This window comes from Streptococcus sp. ELY_90, from assembly GCF_058314475.1.
Genome location: NZ_JBZFUJ010000020.1, coordinates 1 through 19,243, shown reverse-complemented (window position 1 = coordinate 19,243; position 19,243 = coordinate 1). Strand labels below are relative to the sequence as shown.

Here is a 19,243-nt window from a genome sequence, read left to right as displayed (position 1 = left end):
AGCGGTTATAATCTGGTTTTTCTTTGTGAAACATGGCCTTACCTCACAAACTGTTTTCTTTTAGTATACTCCTAAACAGAGCAAAAAGCTCTTAGAAATTCAATTCTAAGAGCTTTGTCTTCAGTTTGAAGCCCAACCATCTGGTTGGACTTATTTAGGAGATTATGAAAAAGAAAAGTTTTGGGGTTCCTATTGCTAGGATGAGTATAGTATATCTATCCTAACTTAAAGCAAGCTAAAAGAATTCTTGAAGAAAACTTAACTTCAGTCTTTCTCTTTAAATTTATAAATATCTGAGTACTTAGCTACATGAACATTCATAATGATAAAATTTTCATCATCAACCTGAGCAATAATACGATAAGACCCTACACGAAAACGAACATAGCCTGAAAGATTTCTTGTTAAGTATTTCCCTGACGCTTTGGGAAAGTCAACATTTACCAAATGTTTATCAATCCATTTGGCAATCACCTTCTGTGTTCCCCTATCCAGTTTATCCACAGCCTTGAAAAAGGTCGAAGCATAGCGAACTTGATATTTAGCTATAATGCTTTATCAGCTAATCTATAAAATAACATTAAAACGTGATTATTAATTTACTTAGTTAAATCATACAAAATATTACTAATTTTTTTACCATAATCATCTAGAAGATACTCTGCTCGGTGGTTTTCCACACCTCTTTCCAAATCAACACTTTTATTTAAAAATTCTTCTATATTTCTTGATGAAAAAGCCTATCTGTATTTTTTCACTTGAATTTTGAAAGTTTATGGCATTAAGAAGAGTTTTAAAATCTCTAATATACTCCAATAAAAATTTTTTATCCATTTTATCTGAAAAATTTATATATTTATCATAAAACCACTTTATATTTAGATTATTGTTATTAGCCCACCCACCAATGTTGTTTTCAAAGTAATTACTATCCCTATCATATGGGAAATTACCAACAAAAATATCTTTTTCACTAAGTAACTCTTGGATAACTAGTAAAATTCTCTCATAAAATTCCCTAGTATCTGCTCCCTTCTTATTTCTAATATAATTCAAAGTCCTCCCTAATAGTAGACCTATGTTGTATTCTTCTATAATTTCCATAATCTTTAAGTTTTCATCAGAAGAAATTCTATCTATAAAATCTGTATTATCTTGTCTATAAATTTTATCTAAGGTTCGAACAAAACGTTTCAAGGCAAGTATTTTTACTGCCGGTTGACTGATTGTTTCCTTGTAGATTTCAATTCCTTCTGTTATCTGTTCTTTTATTCCAATAAATTCTATTAAATATTTTCTATCTAGATACTTTTTATATTTCTCTATCTCATCTAGACTTATTACTTTTCTAAGGTGAAATGATACCTCTCCATAATAGTAGAAATAATAAATTTGTTCTTGGTAAATCGTTTTACATAAAATTAAAATAAATTCTATATCTTCAATATCTTAATTTAATATTGGTAAGTTAATATTTCCAGATTGTAGAGTTCCAATATTTTCTGATTTTATCACATCATTTTTATCTGAAAAACTTTTTACAAAAATACGTACATCATCAATAAAAGAATCATTTATATAAACGTCTAGTTTATAACTCTCTTTCCCTTTACTCCCAACCTTATTGACCATGAATGTTGGTCTAACTTTTTGAAGCTCTCTTTCATTACTAATAAACCTTTCAATTGCAGCTTGCTTTTCTTCTAATTCTCGCCGATTTCTTTCACCCTCTATCCTATTTTGCTCTTCTCTATAGCGTTCGTCTTGTTGCCTATTCCATTGTTCTATTGAAACCCTAATTTGTTTGTTTACTGACCAAATAGTCAAAATAATCGTTAATATGGAAAAAATAAGCCCTAAATAAGTTTCATTTTTTTCAATATAGTTATATAATTCCGCAACTATGTTATTTTCCTTAAATAATGGCAATACTACCAACAAGGTAGTAACAGTAAAAAGTAGTATTACTCCAAAAACTTTAAATATGAAACGGAAAAAGCTAGAAATATAGCTTATCACCACTTTCCCCTCCATCCTTTAAAAATTACTATGCCATATTATGCTAAAAAATATGATCTTTGTATTGAATAGTATCTGGACAACTTAAACGAGTGCTCAAATTTTTATTTTTGTACTTGTTCTGCCGTAAGCCATTCCATATTTCCTTTACTATTCTGCTTTACGGTACATTTCCACCATGTTCCATCTTGAACAGTTGCCATATTAATTTTACTTCTTTTTGGATTATATATTTCTCCATGTTTCCATGCAAAAAGACGATAACGTTTCCCTTCTCTATCAGTAAAATAACATACTAAACTGTTACTTTTGAATTTATTCCACCCTCTAAATTCTAGTTTCAAAAGAAATTCTCCCTCTTTATCAAAAGCATTATACAACTCAAAATTATGCTCAGTTAATTCTTCATAAGTTGTTAGTACACCATTTATATTCATAATCATGTCTCCTAAATTTTTTAATTTTATTATACCAAAAAAACACGGCCCTTAGACTGTGTTTTCTTAGTCAATTTATAAACGTTCTTATACCTACTTCATCCGTTCTAAACAAAACACCTAATAATATTTGAGATTCCTAATTATATAACCTAAACATTCCAGTTCTATAATTACCTCAAGAAAATTTTTACTACAATAATTAATATGGGAGCAAGGACTATACTCATGGAGTTAAGCCTATTAACTAATTCTGTTTTTGTTCTAGCTTTGTATACTAAAATTAAATTGAATAACCTTTTAACCAAAATATTTAAGCCAAAGAATAAAAGTAGTGGAACCACTAATATTATTATTATGGAGATAATTACTGAGAATTCGGATAAGGAAGTAGGGTATTTGAAAGATTGCACAAATCCTTGTTTCGTTCCTAAATAAGTGATTAAGTATAAGATGGCAACTGCTAAAAATCCCAGTATACTAATAACACTTTGCTTGTTAAGTGAATATTTAAAAACAACTAGCAAAACATAGATAAAAATCATTAATAATAATTGATTCAATGTTTTGTCAAATGATAAAATAATATTATTTATAATTACATCTTTGTTTATGTCCCAGATGGATGAAATATTTTTAAAAGCATCCCAAGCATTATAAAAATTATGAATTAGATTTAAAATAAACAAAATTAAAATAACGATAAAAGACATTGAGTATAGATTGTCAGATAGAAATTTTTTGTCTTCTAATTTTTCGTTTTCAAATTTCTCAAGTTCATTTTTTAAATCTGTGTTGTTTATAGTCTGCGAATTATTGATTTGTATATAACCATTCTGGATATTGACGTCCCCAATATCAATATCTGAGTTATTTTGATAATTATAGTTGGATATGATAGTTTCTATTTTTTTATTATCTGATAAATCACTTAGAATTTGCCAAATAAATGATAAAACGGGTATTCCATATGGATAAACAAAGCTATTCCGTTTATAATATTTTTCAATTTAATTATCTCCTAACAACTTCTCCATCTCTTTAATCCGCTCTACTGTCGCATCGTATTTGGCTTGGTAGTCGGTTTGTTTGTCGCGTTCTTTTTGAACGATTTCTGGTTTGGCATTGGTGACAAATTTTTCGTTGCCGAGTTTTTTTGCAACCATGTCCAGTTCTTGAGCCCACTTTTTCAGCTCTTTGTTGAGACGTTCGAGTTCTTCTTCAACATTGAGCAGGTCTGCCAGCGGCAGGAAGATTTCGGCGCCTGTGATGACGGCTGACATAGCAAGTTCTGGTGTCTTGATATCACTTGAGATTTCAAGTTTTTCAGGATTGGTGAAACGCTTGATGTAGTTGACATTGCTATTAAAGAAGCTTTCCAAGTCGCTGTCGCTTGTTTTCACAAGGATAGTGATTGGTTTACTTGGGGCAACGTTGACTTCAGCACGCGCATTACGTACAGCACGAATCAAGTCTTTCAAACTTTCCACGCCTTTATGCGCAGCTTCATTTTCAAAAGCAGGGTTAATAGTTGGGTAAGCTGCTGTGACGATTGAACCGTCTGCATACTGTCCAAAAATTTCCTCCGTCACAAATGGCATGATTGGGTGAAGGAGACGCAGAATCTTGTCCAGCGTGTAGAGGAGGACTGAGCGGGTAACCACCTTCTCATCTTCGTTGTCGCTGTAAAGGACTTCCTTGGTCAGCTCCACATACCAGTCTGCGAATTCATCCCAGATGAAGTTATAGAGGATGTGACCGGCTACACCAAACTCAAACTTGTCGAAGTTTTCAGTAACCTTGCTAATCGTTTCATTGAGATTGTGGAGAATCCACTTGTCCGTGACATTACCTGCTGTGCCAGCAGCAACCTTATCGACATTGGCTGTCGCTTGGTCGAGAGTCAGGCCTTCATTGTTCATAAGGATGTAGCGGGAGATGTTCCAAATCTTGTTAATGAAATTCCAAGCAGCGTCCATCTTTTCGTAAGAGAAACGCACATCCTGACCCGGCGCAGAACCGTTTGAGAGGAACCAGCGCAGGGCATCGGCACCGTATTTATCGACGACATCCATGGGGTCGATTCCGTTTCCGAGAGACTTGGACATCTTGCGTCCTTGCTCATCACGAATGAGACCGTGAATCAGGACGTTCTTGAAAGGCTGGCGGCCTGTGAATTCCAGAGATTGGAAAATCATGCGAGACACCCAGAAAAAGATAATGTCATAGCCTGTGACAAGGGTTGAGGTTGGGAAGTAACGCTTGAAGTCTTCGGCATCTGTATCAGGCCAGCCCATGGTTGAAAATGGCCAAAGGGCAGAGCTGAACCAAGTATCAAGGACATCTTCGTCTTGTGTCCAGCCGGCACCTTCCGGTGCTTCTTCTCCAACATACATTTCACCATCGGCATTATACCAAGCAGGGATTTGGTGACCCCACCAAAGCTGACGGGAAATAACCCAGTCGTGGACGTTTTCCATCCATTGGAGGAAAGTATCATTGAAACGTGGCGGGTAAAAGTCCACGCGGTCATCAGTCTCTTGGTTGGCAATGGCATTCTTGGCCAATTGATCCATCTTGACGAACCATTGAGTGGACAGGCGAGGTTCAACCATAACACCAGTACGCTCTGAGTGACCAACCGAGTGAGTCATTTTTTCGACTTTGACAAGGGCGCCGATTTCTTCTAATTTGGCAACCGTAGCCTTGCGAGCTTGGAAGCGATCCATGCCGGCAAATTCACCAGCCAGCTCATTCATAGTGCCGTCATCGTTCATGACATTGACCTGCGGCAGGTTATGGCGCTGACCGACCAAGAAGTCGTTAGGATCATGAGCCGGTGTGATTTTAACGACACCGGTTCCAAACTCTGGATCAGCGTGTTCATCAGCCACGATTGGGATTGGCTTATTAACGATTGGCAGAATAACATTTTTACCAATCAGATCTTTATAACGGGAATCTTCTGGATTGACTGCGACAGCTGTATCACCAAACATAGTTTCCGGACGGGTGGTTGCGACTTCAAGGGCGCGTGAGCCATCTTCCAGCATGTAGTTCATGTGGTAGAAAGCACCCTCCACGTCCTTGTGGATGACTTCGATGTCAGACAAAGCTGTCCGAGCCTTAGGATCCCAGTTGATGATGAATTCACCGCGGTAGATCCAGCCCTTCTTGTAGAGGTCAACAAAGACCTTACGAACAGCCTTAGAAAGCCCCTCGTCAAGGGTGAATCGCTCGCGTGAGTAATCGACAGAAATTCCCATCTTGCCCCACTGTTCCTTGATGGTTGCGGCATACTCGTCCTTCCATTCCCAGACCTTGTCCAAGAATTTTTCACGGCCGAGGTCGTAGCGGGAAATGCCATCTTCTGCCAAGCGCGCTTCGACCTTGGCCTGTGTAGCGATACCTGCGTGGTCCATCCCTGGCAGCCAAAGGGTATCAAAGCCCTGCATGCGCTTCTGACGGATAATAATATCCTGCAAAGTCGTGTCCCAAGCATGACCCAGGTGCAGTTTCCCCGTCACATTTGGCGGTGGAATTACAATAGAGTACGGGTGGGCCTTCTTATCGCCAGACGGCTTGAAAACATCCTCCTCAAGCCATTTCTGGTAACGCCCAACTTCTACTTGAGATGGATTGTATTTTGGTGATAATTGTTTTGACATGTTAGTGTCCTTTCTATTTTTATATTAATTAATCAAAGTTGGTTCATAAGTAACCGACTTTAGGCTTATTCCTTTTACCAAGAAGTTGTCATAACTAAATTCAAACTTTTGTTCGTAGGTTCTACCTGCTGAATCACAGAATTTAATTTTAAATTCAATACAAAAACTCTGCTTCTCAGACTGTTCGTTTGCAGTTGTACTCAAATATATAGATTCATTTGGAATCGCAAAATTCTCACTAAAGTAGCTATATATATCATGTGTTTGTTTCTTGGGAGTAGATCTAAAATATATTGGATATCCATCTATATCAAAATCAATAGGATTAGTCATAATTTGTGTAGCTGTACCTCGTCCTACATTGTTAAGTATATTTGAGCAATTAGTTTTCCTTTTTTAACATAAGTACTTGATTTAGTTCTGTTCAATTCAAAATAGGGTTTGAAATTTTCTTGGGCTTCAAAATTGAATTGCAGTTCGCTAACTTTTTGCTGATATACTGCAAGCTCTTTTTGAAACTCTTTAAATTCTCTATCAATTTTATCTTGATTGGCCTTACTAATCCAAGTGTAGAGACCAACAACTATACTTATGACTAAAGATACAAAGGCAACTTTATCATCATTATAAAGTTCAATAATCCATTTAAAAACTGTTTCTAAAAATGCCACAGTAGTTATCCTTTTCAATATTTTATTTTCTTTCTTAAGTTAAAGCACTCTAATTCAAGCTAAACCGATCTGTTAAGCGATTGCTGAACTGTTCGATTTTTCCGAACAGTTCAACCTGTGCAAATTTTGCACAAGTTCCTACTTCTTCTTAAACCTCACACCGTTTTCTTTTAGTTTTTTAACCGTAGCGGGACCGATACCTGAAATGGCTAAGATTTCTTTTTCGGTATGCTTTTCCAGATCTTCTTTGCTCATAATGCCGGCATCGCATAGATATCTGCCTTTATCTATCTGAATTCCTTTCATGCAGGGAGAATTGAAAAATTCTAAGCGTTTGCGCGGAGAATCAGGCAGACTGTCTTGATACTCTTCTGCTAAAGCAACCATTTGATGGATAACAAAGGGTTTGGTGACCAAAAAGGCCTGTAGGGGGTGCAAGGCAATCTGGAGAGATAAAGCTGAGTTAGGATGGTAGGTAGAAACTTCACTTGCTATATCAAGCAGCTGAACCCAGTAAGGGTTATTAAAAACTTGTAAGGCTTCTTTATTGACGTTCGCTAAATACCTAAATAATTCTTTAGCCGCATCCATGTCACCTATAAGTATCATGGCAATAAGCATATGTACTATGACGCCATCATCCTGCCACTCTTGCCCAAGCTGTTCTTCATAAAAATCAGTAATTTCCTCTGTTTTATAAAGAGCGTTATAAGCACTCAACATCAAATAAATAAATCCAGGCGGAAATCTATCATCAGCAGCAATGTTAGAGCGTACAAAATCCACTACTTGACCAGCTAGCCCGACCAGCCCTTCTTGCAGATAAGTCTCTGTCACAAAAGTGATGACTGTCAAGGGACTACGGGCTTCCAAACTATACCAAGATGCATAATCAGCTTTCTTCCACTCTGCCAAAGCCACTTGATAAAAACCCTGCAGTTCTTTTAAGTAGTCAGCTGAAAATTCTGTGCTTCTTAACAGCAAGGATTGAAATCTTGCTTCAAAGTGGTCCGGATATCTTGCTAACAGCTTAGTAATCAAACGGAGTTGAACATTTTCATCTTCCTCTTCCATCGCCTGATAAAAGAGCTCGTCTGCTTCATCCATTTCCAAATCTTCAAAATCTAAGACAGAATCTAATTGATCCAAAATGTCAGGATTACCAGTTCGTTCAAATTCTTCAATAAGTCTATTGATCGATGCTTCATCAGAAGATCCTTGAGAAAATAGCGGATAGTCGGTTTTTTCTGCAAAGGAAGCAAAATCAATAATGTTGTTGCTTTCCCGTTTCTGCTTCTGTTTCAATTCTTTCTTACGATTCTTCTTTTTAGCCATAATTTTCTCTTTCTCACCTCTTCCCTTCCCACTCGGCATAGAACTGCTGGAGATAGCTTTCCATAAACTCATGGCGTCCTTGCGCCAGGCGTTTACCTTCTGCTGTGTTCATGAGGTCTTTGAGTTTGAGGAGTTTTTCGTAGAAGTGCATGATGGCTGTGTCCTCGCCTTTGCGGTAATCCTCTAGGGTCAGGTTTTCTCGGGGTGCCATAGTCGGGTCGTGAATCAATCGGCCTTTATGGCCCGAATAAGCCATGGCTCTGGCAATGCCGATAGCGCCGATGGCATCGAGGCGATCGGCATCTTGAACCACTTGCCCCTCTAAGGAGAGCTTGGCGGTGTTGTGCCCACCTTTATAAGAAATGCCTGTCATGATACTGGTGATTTCAGTAATTTGAGCTTGTGACAAACCTTGCTCAGTTAGGAAATACTCCACTTCAGCCAGAGCCTTGTCTTCATCGAAAAGCTTGCTGTCGGCCATATCATGCAGCAGCGCAGCCATTTCACAGATAAAGAGATCTGCTTCTTCGGCTTTTGCAATGGCCAGAGCAGTCTTCGTGACACGCGCAATATGCCACCAATCATGACCGCTGGCCTCGCCAGCTAAAGTAGCTTTCACGAACTGGCGCGTGCTGGCAAGAATCTTTTCCTTATCCATGATCTGCCTCCCACTCACTTCTGAGCAGACCGTATCTCAGGTCATCACAGCGATTGCCCAAGGCATCTTTGCGATCCCGAATCCGTGCCTCTAAAGTAAAACCCAATTTCTCCGCCACGCGCTGACTTTGCTTATTGGTGTCGTAGCAGTTCAATTCAATCTTATGAAGGTTGAGGAGGGTAAAACCAAGCTCAATCAAGGCAGCTGCTGCCTCCGGCACAATTCCTTGTCCCCAGCAATCCGGATGCAGCGTATAGCCGATTTCTAACACATCATCTGCATGGCGGTGATTAAAATCCACAGAGCCAATCACCTTGTCCTGTCCTTTCAGCTTTATACCGTAGCCAGAAGGCAGCTGCTGCTCCGCCTGATTTTGAGGCAGAATATGTTCCAAATAATAAGCCTCATCCTCAACCGTTTCGACCGGCGGAAAGCCTGCCGGATAGCTAACTTCCGGCAAACTGGCATAGGCAAAAACATCCGCAGCGTCCGCAACTGTCCGCTGACACAAGATTAAGCGGTCGGTTTCGATATCAGGCAAGCTAGCATTGCTGATTTCTCCATGTATCTTAATCATTCTTTCCTCACCTTTTATCTAAAACTTACAATTAAAAAGAAAAACGCCCCCATCAAAAGACAGGGACGAATTTTTATCTAAATCCGCGGTACCACCCACATTCGGGTCTTGGAAAACGCTTCAGCTGAAGCAAAGAAAATCTCCCAATGATGTACCCGCTGCTCTTTATTTTTCTTTAAGAACCATCAGCAACCCATACTGATATCTGTGCGGATTTCTCAGCAGCACCGCTTTCTGTAACAGATAGACTTCAGCATTCCTCTGAATGGTTTCATTCTAGCAAAATTTCAGCTGCAAAGCAACTGACACTATCTTATGCTTTCAGGCTAACGCCGTTTTCCTGCAGTTTCTTAACAGTTGCAGGACCGATTCCCTTAAGACCAAGCAGGTCTTTTTCGGTCCAGTCAGCAAAATCCTGAACTGAAACAATGCCTTCATTGTACAGTGTTTCTGCCAGATTGGATCGGATATCAGCCAACTCCGGCAGTGCAGAGAATTCCTCTAAGCTTGGCTTTTTAAACGAGTCCTTGACATCCTTTGTAACTGTTTTGGCTGTTTCTGCGACACTGGCAACAGCTTGTTTAGCCTTAGACAGCAGCCCTTGACGTTTCATTTGTAATTTCAGTGCTTTTTTACGATTCTTTTTCTTTGCCATTTTGTCCTCTTCCCATTAATACTCACGTGAACCTAATAAACCATCCGGCATATCATGAAAACCCTTGCCATTTTTATAGTTTTCAAATTTTCCCTGAATAAATTTATAAGCATCAAGCTTACTCTCATAACGAATGTAAGCATCTGCTGCATACTCATCTTCGCCCTCTCGGGCAATCTTTCGGCTTTGCTGCATAGCCATTTCATTAACCGTCACCTGTGTATTAATCCAAGTTTCAAAATCCTTTAAAAACTCTTGTTCGTAAGACATTTTCCCTCCTAAATAAAAGGCATTAATCAATCAGTAAACATTATAGCTTAAAAATCAAGGGAATTCAAGATGACAGGCAAAAGACAGCCAAAAATCTATAAAACTCAAAGACTCTCAAGGGCGGTTTCGATTACCTCATCACCGGCAGACATTTTAATGACCTTGCCGTAAGTATTCGGGCGTTCCAAAACTGCTGCTAAAACATGAGCAACATCGGCAATGCTGTTAGTGCCGGGTTTAGCGGGATTGAGAGCTATTTTACCGCTGGCTGCTTCTTCTGTCAGTCCGGTCGGCTGAATAATCGTATAGTCTAGATCTGTCTGATGAACCACATAATTATCCGCAAAGAATTTGGCAATATTATAATTGGTCAGCTTATCTAAACCGGGCAGATGCCACTTATCCGGCTCCAGAGCAAAAATAGAGCTCAGAAGAATAAAACGCTTGATGCCGGCCTGCTCGGCAGCTTGGGCCAATTTGACGGCTCCGAAAGCATCAACCTGTAAAAGATCCTGACCGCGGGAACCTGCAGTAAAATAAACAGCATCCATACCTTTGATACGCTCAGTCAAAACCGGCAGATCATCATGAAGATCAAAAGGCACTGCTGTAACATTTTGATGCTTAATGACATTTTCAGGCTTTCTGGCCCCTGCATATACGAAATGCTTTTCAGCTAACTGTTGAATTAATTGCTCAGCAACACGTCCGGTTGCCCCTGCGACAAAAATTTTCATCGTCATCCTCCTTAGAAATTTCCTATATTATAGCTCTTTCCTTCCAAAAATAAAAGGAAAACTACTTATCGACAGACCAACAAGTATTTTTTCTTTCAAGCTTGCATTCTTTTCTATTTTATAGTATTATATAAAAGTCGCCGCTATAGTTAAATGGTATAATAGAGCAATGGTAATGCTCCGTTCCGAGTTCGATTCTCGGTGGTGGCAGTTTTAAAGAAGTCCGATCGGACTTCTTTTTTCATTTCTAATCATAAAAAGACATCCTGTTTTAAAACAAGCAGGATGTCTTGCCGTTTAATTAACACATTCTTCAATGGCACTGTCAGCTGCAATACGGCCAAACGTGAAGATATCGGTCAGCGAATTGCCTCCGAGGCGATTGCCTGCATGAAGACCGCCAGCAACTTCACCTGCTGCATAAAGACCTGGAATCATTTGTCCATTTCCATTGATAACATGGGTTTTCGTATCAATTTTAAGGCCGCCCATCGTATGGTGAACCGCCGGTTTGCGCGGCGTTGCATAAAACGGTGCTTTTTCACACTTAAGATCAAAGCTGCCTTTGTTGAACTCAGGATCATAGCCGGCATCAACATAGCTGTTGTAATTTGCAATGGTCTCAGTCAAAACTTTTGGATCAACAGCAATCTGCGCTGCCAATTCTTCCAGCGTATCGGCGCGGTAGAGGGTGCCTGCTGCAACCTGTGCTTCAATCTTTTCATCACTGGTATTGTAGGCTGTTTTCTTGATATTATCATCAGCAATCAGATAGAAAAGTCCCCCATTATCAATCGCTGCCTGTGACAGTTTATCCCGACTGCCATACTCGTCAACGAAGCGTTTGCCTTCTTTATTAACCATGATAAAGTTCGCAGGAGGTACCTGAAGACCTGAAAAGAGTGCACCGGTTTCGGGATCGGATACCGGCATCATCTGCGTGAAGCCCATGCCGACAAGATCTGCTCCGACACTTTGTCCAAGGACAATGCCATCTCCGGTAATGGCCGGTGAATTAGACGTTTTAATATCGTCATCAATTTCTGTCCAATACGTGTTGTACTTCTGCAGCATCTTCGTATTGGCACCAAAACCGCCGGAAGCCAGCACCACAGCCTTGGCATGAACTGTAATTTTTTGACCGTTGCGGCCGGTACCGATCACACCCCGAACAACACCGTCTTCTACAATAAGTTCTTTGACTGGGGTGTCCGTCAGGATAGTTCCGCCGTTTGCACGCACATAATCATCCAGGACAGAGATGTAAGCATAGCCCATGGGCATTTTGGGCTTATGGCCGCGGCGCCATAGGGCTCCAACCGGCATGGTGACTTCATTGCGGTCAAATTCTACGCCAACATCCTCCAGCCACTTGACAGATTCCAGAGCCCGCTCTGTCAAAATTTTGACAAGATCATAGTTGCCGTGGATTTCGTGGCCCTGCAGGTCTGTTCGTTTGCCGCCGATGTAGGTTTGAATACGGTAGAGTAATTTTGAATCAAAAAGGTAGCTCGGATCTTTGAGATAATCTTCCAATTCCAGCTTCAAGGCACGGAAGTCCTCCAAATATTCCGGATCAATATCAGCTTCGTCCGTATCATGAAGTTTTTGCAGCGTCTGTGCTTCACCGGGATGAGCTGAAAAGCTGTTTTGCCACTCAGGCCAGGGTGCATTGACCGGGCCGCCTGCGCGGACAGTATTGCCGCCGAGTGCTGGGAATTTCTCAACAATAATCGCTGTCTTACCCTGCTGCAGAACAGTCGCTGCCGCCGCCAGGCCGGCACCGCCTCCGCCAACAATCACAACATCAGCTGTGTATTCTCTATCTTCTTTGTCCAGAGCTGACGGTGCTTTGGGACGCTTGCGCAGTACATCAGGATTGCCTCCCGCCAGCTTAACTGCCCGAGCAACGCCGTCTAAAACACCTTGACTGGTCACCGAAGCGCCGGATATGGCATCTACATTAAGCGTTTGACCTTCCAAAATCTCATTAGGAATACGGGTGAAGACAATATCTGAAATACCGGATGTTTCTCCGGAACTGTCAATATCAATTTTTTCGATTTTTTCTTCGGATAGGGTCACTGCCATAGGCAGCTTGCCATTATGGCCTTCTGTCGTTACTTGATAGGTTCCCGGTTCAAAGCGGACATCTTCCGGCAGATTAAGCTGATTGGCCACATCCACAAAACGCAGGAAACGCAAAAAACAGCTATCCAGAAAATCTACTGTTCCTTCATCTTTCAAATCGCCATTCTCATCAAAAGCACGGTGAGCACGGCCAAGTAAGAATTCACTGCCTGGCATAACCGTTGCATTGACACCGGGAGCATCCAAGACCTGACGCAAATGGAGCTGCGCTCTGGATGACCCCTGAACATCATAGGAAGCTCCTACAATCATAACAGGTTTACCGTCAAGCGGATGAATGGTGAAAGACAGCCATTCCAAAAGACTGTTCAAACTTGAAGGGATGGAGTGATTGTGCTCAGGCGTCGCAATAATAACACCGTCAGCAGCCGTGATTTTCGTATTAAAGTCTTGAATAACAGGTGTATTGGTTTGATCATTTGTTTCATTAAACATCGGTACATCTGTAATTTCTAAAATATCAATCGCCGCTTTAGCAGCAAAATGTTTCTGCATGAACTGCAGCAGCATGCGGTTGTAGGATTTAGCAGCATTTGTACCAACAATACCAACTAATTTCATCATTAAGATACCAAAAAACGTTGAAAGTGCCTGTGAGACACTCCAAGCGGCAAAAGAAGGCGAGCCGGGCTCACCGCCGCAGCGAAAACAGCTAAAATTAAAAATGACCATTTTTAAAATTCGTTATCGGCTTTTAACTTCTTCGCTCGTGTTTCATTCCTTTCTTTATTACTTCTTTTCAGCTGTCAGCCACAGCAGTAACGATTCATCGATTAACATTTAGTCTAGAGTTTCGAGAATTGTCCAGATGCTATCGCCCAGCCGATTTTCAGCAAGCTCTTTTAAGGCACTGTAGCTGTTTTGCCAAAGAGTGCCTTATCTGCAGCAATCATATACAAGATTGCAGTCACTGCCCAAAACAGCTAATGAATCTCTCATAGCATGCTTTTTAAGAAGAGCTGCAGCCGTTTTATGCCTTATGCTTTCAGCCATTCCTCCCAGATGAAGGATTTCTTGCGCTCAGTGTCAGACGGTTTGACCAGCTGTTTGGTCAGGCTGACAAATTCTTGAAATTCCTCAAAGTGCTCTTCTAATTCTGCTACTTTTTCGGGATTATCAAGATTAGACTGATCATCTAAAACCTGCTCAGAATGTCCCAAGAGAAATTCGGTTCCCGGCATAACACGCGCTTTTATTTCAGGTGCATCCAAAATCTGGCGCAGATGCCCTTGCGCTCTTGATGTTCCCAGAGCCCCCAGAGAAGCTCCTACAATCATAACAGGTTTATTGATCAGCACTCGGCTGGTGTAGGCAATCCATTCCAAGGCCGAAGCAAGCGGAGCCGGAATCGTGTGGTCATACTCCGGAGTAGCGATAATGACAGCATCTGCCTCAGCAATTTTTTGGCTGAAAGCTGCCACCGCTGCCGGAGCAGCTTTGTCCTCAGGTTCATTAAAGGCTGGTAAATCTTTGATTTCTAGGACTTCAATATCCGCTTTATCTGCAAAATGTTTTGCCATAAACTGCAGCAATTTACGATTGGTGGAACGGTCTGAATTGGTTCCAACAATGCCAGCTAATTTCATTCAAAAGACCTCCCTGTAAAATAATATCTCGCCTTTATTATACATCAAAAAATTATTTTTTGTAAGCGAATGCAAAGGGCTGACACGCTTTGTTCAAAGACAGTACTGCCGCTCTTTTTTGCTGCACTTACTCATAAAGGCAGCACACAAACCAAAATTGACAGTATAAAAACACTACAACAGTCTCTCTCCTCATACTTTTATACTTTTAGTGCTGATTGTTCTGTTTTGACACAAATAAAAAAACCGGAACAAGACAGCTTGAATCTGGAAGGAACCGTTCTTGTTCGGAGTTTTAAATTTATTGTGCCGTATACAGCTTCAAAATCTTATTGCCGATACGCTCAATGTCATCAGTCAGGCCGCGCAGTTCAAAATCATCAAGCATAGGAAAACCGAAATGCTCAGAATACTGTTTGGCTGTCAGACAGTATTGATTGTTGAAATTTTTATTACCGGAACCGACAACACCGTAACAATAACGATAATTATCCGCAAAAGCAATAAAATCCCTCAGCGGTGTTGTCAGGATTTCAACATCACCGCTGTCAAGACCGTTTCCCCCCTCAAGATAGGTAGGCAGAAAAGCCACAAAATAATCTGTCATAGCAAAAAAATCTTCTTGATCTTTGACCATATCTTTCACATTAATAGTCTTGATTGGCAGATCTGTCTTTGATTCCAAATAGTCTTTTAAACGTTTGACAAAGCTTTGCGTATTGCCGCTCAGACTGATATAAACTAAATTAATTGATGATGCCATCTTTTCCCCTTTACGATAAATCTTTCTGACGCTTGATTAATTTAACCACCGCCTCGGTTCTTGCTGTATGCGGAAACATGTCGACTGACTGAATATAGACAACGTCATAATGCTTCGCCAGCTTAACCAAGTCTCTCGCCAGCGTTGATACATTGCAGGACACATAAACCATTTTTTCAGGCTGGTAGCGGTTAATAACCTTTAAAAGTTTATCATCCAGCCCTGTCCGCGGCGGATCAACAAGGAGCGCTGTTGCCCTATAGCCATCATTATACCATCTGGGAATAACCGTCTCTGCTTTTCCGACTTCATAGTGCATGTTAGAAAAGCCCATCTGTCTGGCATTTTCCTTAGCATCGTCAATAGCTTCGGGTATAATATCCATGCCTCTGACTGATTTTATTTTTCCTGCAAAAGCCAAACCAATGCTGCCAACCCCGCAGTAGGCATCAATCAGCTCATCCCTTTCATTGACATCAAGCGCTTTGATGGCTTGCGCATAAAGAACCTGTGTCTGCTCGGGATTGAGCTGATAAAAGGCCCGCGGTGACAAAGAAAACGAATAGTCCAAGACCTTCTCAGATATGGTATCAGGACCCCAGAGGATCTCTGTCTTATCCCCATAAATGCTGCTGGACTTGCTTGAATTAAAATTAAGTGCAACGGTCCTAATTTCTGGAAATGCCTCAGTCAGCTCACGAATAACAGCTGCCAGATTAACCGCTTTGCTTGTTACAAAAATCAGCTGTACCTGCTTTGTCGCCTGCGCCTTTCTGACCATGATTGTTCTGATACCGGCACTTCGCCGTTCATCATAGATAGGAATGTTATACTTATCCAACAGCTGACAAGCTCGATTGACAATCTTTTGTGTCAGCTCATCCTGCACCAAGCAGTCCTTGATATCAACTAAACGGTGGCTTCCTTCCTGAAAGAGACCCGCCTTAGTTACGCCGCCGATTTTTCGAGTCTGAAACTGCAGCTTTGCTCGGTAATGCCAAGGCTCATCCATTCCTATTGTCGGACGGATATCATAATATTCATAACCCTGCGGTTTGAATTTTTTCAAAGCCTGTCTGAGCAAATCCTCTTTAAAATGCAGTTGTTTGTCATAGCGCAGATGCATAATCTGGCAGCCGCCGCATTCAGCATAAATCGGACAGTTTGGCTGCACACGGAATTTAGACTTCTTATTAATCACAAGCAGCCGGCCCTGCGCAAAATTTGGCTTGACACTGGTTATTTGGCAGAAAATATCCTCACCTTTTAAAGCTCCGGGAACAAAAACCAGGGTCTTTTTATAAAAACCGATTCCTTCACCGTTAATCCCCATTCTTTTGATCTTCAGGGGAATCTTTTGTTTCACTCGTAAATTCATACTACTATTTTATCATTTTCTGCTATAATAAAGGCATGAAAATTACCAAAATTGAAAAGAAAAAAAGACTTTATCTGATTGAAATAGATGAAACCGACAAGCTTTATGTCACAGAAGATACAATCGTTCGCTTCATGCTGAGCAAAGACAAAGAAATCACATCAAACGACCTGGAGCAAATCAAAACTTTTGCCCAGTTTTCTTACGGTAAAAACTTAGCGCTTTATTATCTGTCTTTCAAGCAGCGCTCTGAAAAAGAAATCAGGGATTATCTGGCAAAACATGACATTGACCCAGACAGTATTTCAGAGGTCATTAAGGCACTTAAAGAAGAAAGTTGGATTGACGATCTGCAGTACATTGAAACGGTTCTTCAGCAAAATCTTCATTCCGGTGACAAAGGAGCCTATGTATTAAAGCAAAAGTTACTTCAAAAAGGCATTGACCGCAAACTGATTGACTCTGCTCTGGAAAAAGCTGATTTTTCAAATATTTGCAGAAAAACTGCTGAAAAAGCATTGAAAAAATACCAAGGCAAACTTCCGCAAAGAGCTCTGAGAGACAAGATCAGCCAGACATTGATAAACAAAGGCTTTTCTTATCCGGAAGCCAAGGCAGCAATCGCTGAATTTCCTTTGGAAGAATTTTCTGAAAATGAGGAGGAACTGATTTACAAAGAATTGGATAAGCAGTACCGCAAGTACAGTAGAAAATACGATGACTACGAACTCAAGCAGCGCCTGACACAGAGCCTGGCCAGAAAAGGATTTGACTTCGATCAGATAAAAAACGCCCTTCGCGAGTATTTGTAAACTTCATGACAGAAAAAGTGATTTTTTCAAAAAAATATGATAAACTGTAAAAGACAAACTTAATTGTAGAAAGTTGGTAAGGCAATGAAATTACCTAAGGAAGGCGACTTTATTACAATTCAAAGTTATAAGCATGATGGTAGTTTGCACCGGACTTGGCGCGACACTATGGTACTAAAAACAACAGAAAATGCTGTTATTGGTGTGAATGATCATACCCTCGTCACTGAAAGCGACGGCAGACGTTGGGTAACCCGCGAACCGGCGATTGTTTATTTTCATAAAAAATTTTGGTTCAATATCATTGCAATGATCCGAGATAATGGCGTTTCTTACTACTGCAACTTGGCCAGTCCCCATGTACTGGATCAAGAGGCCTTAAAGTATATCGATTACGATTTAGATGTCAAAGTTTTCGCTGATGGTGAAAAAAAACTTCTGGACGTTGATGAATATGAGACACACAAACAAAAAATGGGGTATTCTGCTAATATTGACTATATTTTAAAGGAAAATGTTAAAATTTTAGTTGATTGGATTAACAATGGTAAGGGACCTTTTTCACAATCCTATATCAATATTTGGTACAAACGTTATCTTGAACTTAAGAATCGTTAAGGTTGTCAAAAAAGCACTGCATGGTGCTTTCTTTTTATAGAACCAAACAGGAAGGCTTCGTATTATGGCATTTGCAAATACAAAAGGGCGGTATGCAAGCTTTGGAGTTGTCACCAGCCTGCCGCCGGAATTGATTGATGTTTTCTGGGAAATTCTTGATAATAATCTAAAAGATGTCTTCACACTGGATAATATCTTAACCTTTCAGCTGCTCAATAATCATGGCCAGCTGAGCTTTAAATATTATGATAAGTACAGTCAGACGGCTATCGTGTCTGATTATGCAGCTAAATATGATCCTTTTTATCCGGAAATCGTCCAAATTGTTGACAATAACGGCAGAGAAACCATTCTTCTGCCGCATGAGTTAGACACCAATCTTTAAAAGTTATTTCTATATAACTAAAAGCATGATAGCAAAATGAATCCCTAGATTATTTTGCTATCATGCTTTTTTATGTTATGATCCAGTCAGAAAACACCCCAGCAAAGCAGGTTTTCTTATCAGCAATCTTAAAATGATAATTAGAAAATAATACTGCAACTAAAAAAGAACCTCATAAATAGAGATTCATAATAGTCCGTACGGGATTCGAACCCGTGTTACCGCCGTGAAAAGGCGGTGTCTTAACCCCTTGACCAACGGACCATTCTTTATGGGCACGAGTGGACTCGAACCACCGACCTCACGCTTATCAGGCGTGCGCTCTAACCAGCTGAGCTACGCGCCCAAAACGCTTAAGATATTATTATATTAATATTGTACTGACTAGAACAGATACAATGCCGGCTACATGACTTGAACACGCGACCCTCTGATTACAAATCAGATGCTCTACCAACTGAGCTAAGCCGGCCTATCCCTCATGCGGGTGAAGGGACTTGAACCCCCACGCCCTCAAGCGCCA

The 19,243-nt window shown here is 40.5% G+C and carries 21 protein-coding genes and 4 tRNA genes; 4 read left to right on the top strand and 21 right to left on the bottom strand.

The genetic code is table 11. The features are described from left to right. Window positions 1-264 precede the first annotated feature (264 nt). The 14 genes from AC4HAF_RS09775 to AC4HAF_RS09710 all read right to left on the bottom strand — a co-directional run bounded on the left by AC4HAF_RS09775 (window position 265) and on the right by AC4HAF_RS09710 (window position 11,027). On the bottom strand, window positions 265-549 hold the full coding sequence (locus AC4HAF_RS09775) for a type II toxin-antitoxin system RelE family toxin (RefSeq protein WP_491097606.1): 285 nt from the start codon (window positions 547-549) through the stop codon (window positions 265-267). Between the two features lie 153 nt (window positions 550-702). Then, window positions 703-1,197, bottom strand: a complete 495-nt coding sequence (locus tag AC4HAF_RS09770; protein ID WP_491097604.1) for a hypothetical protein — start codon at window positions 1,195-1,197, stop codon at window positions 703-705. A 252-nt stretch (window positions 1,198-1,449) separates the two neighbouring features. Continuing rightward, window positions 1,450-2,034, bottom strand: coding sequence for a hypothetical protein (locus tag AC4HAF_RS09765; protein WP_491097603.1), 585 nt, complete (start codon window positions 2,032-2,034; stop codon window positions 1,450-1,452). An 89-nt stretch (window positions 2,035-2,123) separates the two neighbouring features. Further along, on the bottom strand, window positions 2,124-2,456 hold the full coding sequence (locus AC4HAF_RS09760) for a hypothetical protein (protein ID WP_491097602.1): 333 nt from the start codon (window positions 2,454-2,456) through the stop codon (window positions 2,124-2,126). Between the two features lie 173 nt (window positions 2,457-2,629). Then, window positions 2,630-3,169, bottom strand: coding sequence for a hypothetical protein (locus AC4HAF_RS09755; protein WP_491097601.1), 540 nt, complete (start codon window positions 3,167-3,169; stop codon window positions 2,630-2,632). Window positions 3,170-3,466: 297 nt separating this feature from the next. Further along, on the bottom strand, window positions 3,467-6,124 hold the full coding sequence (locus AC4HAF_RS09750; RefSeq protein ID WP_491097600.1) for a valine--tRNA ligase: 2,658 nt from the start codon (window positions 6,122-6,124) through the stop codon (window positions 3,467-3,469). Window positions 6,125-6,148: 24 nt separating this feature from the next. Beyond that, on the bottom strand, window positions 6,149-6,457 hold the full coding sequence (locus tag AC4HAF_RS09745; protein WP_491097599.1) for a hypothetical protein: 309 nt from the start codon (window positions 6,455-6,457) through the stop codon (window positions 6,149-6,151). Window positions 6,458-6,480: 23 nt separating this feature from the next. Beyond that, window positions 6,481-6,795 (bottom strand): hypothetical protein, encoded by a 315-nt coding sequence (locus tag AC4HAF_RS09740; RefSeq protein WP_491097598.1) that lies wholly within the window; start codon window positions 6,793-6,795, stop codon window positions 6,481-6,483. A 138-nt stretch (window positions 6,796-6,933) separates the two neighbouring features. Then, complete coding sequence (locus AC4HAF_RS09735; protein ID WP_491097597.1) at window positions 6,934-8,130, bottom strand: helix-hairpin-helix domain-containing protein; 1,197 nt, start codon at window positions 8,128-8,130, stop codon at window positions 6,934-6,936. Between the two features lie 13 nt (window positions 8,131-8,143). Beyond that, entirely contained in the window at window positions 8,144-8,788 is a 645-nt protein-coding gene (locus AC4HAF_RS09730; RefSeq protein ID WP_491097596.1) for an HD domain-containing protein, read from the bottom strand. Further along, on the bottom strand, window positions 8,781-9,365 hold the full coding sequence (locus AC4HAF_RS09725) for a GNAT family N-acetyltransferase (protein WP_491091568.1): 585 nt from the start codon (window positions 9,363-9,365) through the stop codon (window positions 8,781-8,783). The genes AC4HAF_RS09730 and AC4HAF_RS09725 overlap by 8 nt, the downstream gene beginning before the upstream one ends. A gap of 313 nt (window positions 9,366-9,678) precedes the next feature. Continuing rightward, entirely contained in the window at window positions 9,679-10,020 is a 342-nt protein-coding gene (locus tag AC4HAF_RS09720) for a helix-hairpin-helix domain-containing protein (RefSeq protein WP_491097595.1), read from the bottom strand. A gap of 15 nt (window positions 10,021-10,035) precedes the next feature. Continuing rightward, entirely contained in the window at window positions 10,036-10,290 is a 255-nt protein-coding gene (locus AC4HAF_RS09715) for a DUF1912 family protein (protein WP_491097594.1), read from the bottom strand. Between the two features lie 104 nt (window positions 10,291-10,394). Beyond that, window positions 10,395-11,027, bottom strand: a complete 633-nt coding sequence (locus AC4HAF_RS09710) for an SDR family oxidoreductase (protein ID WP_491097593.1) — start codon at window positions 11,025-11,027, stop codon at window positions 10,395-10,397. Window positions 11,028-11,166: 139 nt separating this feature from the next. Between AC4HAF_RS09710 and AC4HAF_RS09705 the strand changes: the two genes are divergently transcribed. Then, a tRNA-Thr gene (locus tag AC4HAF_RS09705) sits at window positions 11,167-11,237 on the top strand. Window positions 11,238-11,324: 87 nt separating this feature from the next. Here the strand turns inward: AC4HAF_RS09705 and AC4HAF_RS09700 are convergent. From AC4HAF_RS09700 to rlmD, 4 genes are all read right to left on the bottom strand, one after another. Further along, complete coding sequence (locus AC4HAF_RS09700) at window positions 11,325-13,739, bottom strand: flavocytochrome c (protein ID WP_491097605.1); 2,415 nt, start codon at window positions 13,737-13,739, stop codon at window positions 11,325-11,327. Window positions 13,740-14,155: 416 nt separating this feature from the next. Beyond that, entirely contained in the window at window positions 14,156-14,764 is a 609-nt protein-coding gene (locus AC4HAF_RS09695) for an NADPH-dependent FMN reductase (protein ID WP_491097592.1), read from the bottom strand. Window positions 14,765-15,065: 301 nt separating this feature from the next. Further along, on the bottom strand, window positions 15,066-15,527 hold the full coding sequence (nrdI, locus tag AC4HAF_RS09690; RefSeq protein ID WP_491097591.1) for a class Ib ribonucleoside-diphosphate reductase assembly flavoprotein NrdI: 462 nt from the start codon (window positions 15,525-15,527) through the stop codon (window positions 15,066-15,068). Between the two features lie 10 nt (window positions 15,528-15,537). Next, entirely contained in the window at window positions 15,538-16,905 is a 1,368-nt protein-coding gene (gene rlmD / locus AC4HAF_RS09685; protein ID WP_491097590.1) for a 23S rRNA (uracil(1939)-C(5))-methyltransferase RlmD, read from the bottom strand. Window positions 16,906-16,940: 35 nt separating this feature from the next. On the opposite strand from rlmD, the gene recX reads away from it, so the two are divergent. The 3 genes from recX to AC4HAF_RS09670 all read left to right on the top strand — a co-directional run bounded on the left by recX (window position 16,941) and on the right by AC4HAF_RS09670 (window position 18,720). Next, window positions 16,941-17,717 (top strand): recombination regulator RecX, encoded by a 777-nt coding sequence (gene recX / locus AC4HAF_RS09680; RefSeq protein ID WP_491097589.1) that lies wholly within the window; start codon window positions 16,941-16,943, stop codon window positions 17,715-17,717. Window positions 17,718-17,801: 84 nt separating this feature from the next. Next, complete coding sequence (ntdP, locus tag AC4HAF_RS09675) at window positions 17,802-18,335, top strand: nucleoside tri-diphosphate phosphatase (RefSeq protein WP_027975814.1); 534 nt, start codon at window positions 17,802-17,804, stop codon at window positions 18,333-18,335. A 64-nt stretch (window positions 18,336-18,399) separates the two neighbouring features. After that, window positions 18,400-18,720: a DUF960 domain-containing protein gene (locus AC4HAF_RS09670; protein WP_491097588.1), complete on the top strand. Its 321-nt coding sequence runs from the start codon at window positions 18,400-18,402 to the stop codon at window positions 18,718-18,720. A 192-nt stretch (window positions 18,721-18,912) separates the two neighbouring features. Here AC4HAF_RS09670 and AC4HAF_RS09665 read toward each other — a convergent pair. The 3 genes from AC4HAF_RS09665 to AC4HAF_RS09655 form a co-directional block, all read right to left on the bottom strand. Next, window positions 18,913-18,984, bottom strand: a tRNA-Glu gene (locus tag AC4HAF_RS09665). Between the two features lie 8 nt (window positions 18,985-18,992). Beyond that, window positions 18,993-19,066 (bottom strand) — tRNA-Ile (locus tag AC4HAF_RS09660). Between the two features lie 53 nt (window positions 19,067-19,119). Then, window positions 19,120-19,192, bottom strand: a tRNA-Thr gene (locus AC4HAF_RS09655). Window positions 19,193-19,243 lie beyond the last annotated feature (51 nt).